The organism is Bradyrhizobium sp. NBAIM08 (genome assembly GCF_020193935.1).
GTDB classification, from domain to species: Bacteria; Pseudomonadota; Alphaproteobacteria; order Rhizobiales; family Xanthobacteraceae; genus Bradyrhizobium; species Bradyrhizobium yuanmingense.
Map to the genome: position 1 here is coordinate 1 of NZ_JADYVR010000372.1, position 446 is coordinate 446.

The 446-nt window shown below is 65.9% G+C and carries 1 protein-coding gene; it reads left to right on the forward strand.

The genetic code is table 11. From position 1 onward, the window contains the following. Positions 1-153 precede the first annotated feature (153 nt). Positions 154-446, forward strand: a 293-nt coding sequence (locus I6F37_RS39960) for a hypothetical protein (protein WP_225154372.1), incomplete at its 3' end; no start/stop codon positions are given.

The following is a 446-nucleotide window of genomic DNA, read 5'->3' on the forward strand; positions in this document are numbered from 1 at the left end:
AGTTACCAGGACACGATGGGCTTTACTGTCGTGGGGCCGGATGAGTTCCTCGGATCTGGTCACCCGGACGTCGCCGGGACCCGAGAAGGTCTCCCGGGATTGCTCGGACTCACCCGGTCCAGCGACGCGGGGAAGACCTGGGACACGGTCTCGTTGACCGGGGAAGTCGATTTCCACGGCCTGGTGAATCGCGACGGCACCATCTACGGCTGGGACTCGTCGAGCGGCCGATTCATGGTGTCGACGGATAACACGACGTGGGACACCAGGTCGACGATCGATCTGTTCAGCTTCGTGGTCGATCCGGACGACGGATCCCACGTGATGGCCTCAACTGCGACGGGACTCGTGGAGTCCGCTGACGGAGGCCGCACATGGTCAGCTCCGGGCGCGCCGGTGCTCGCAGTCGAGGCGGGTCGCCGTCCATGGCGTGCCGCGGCGGGCGA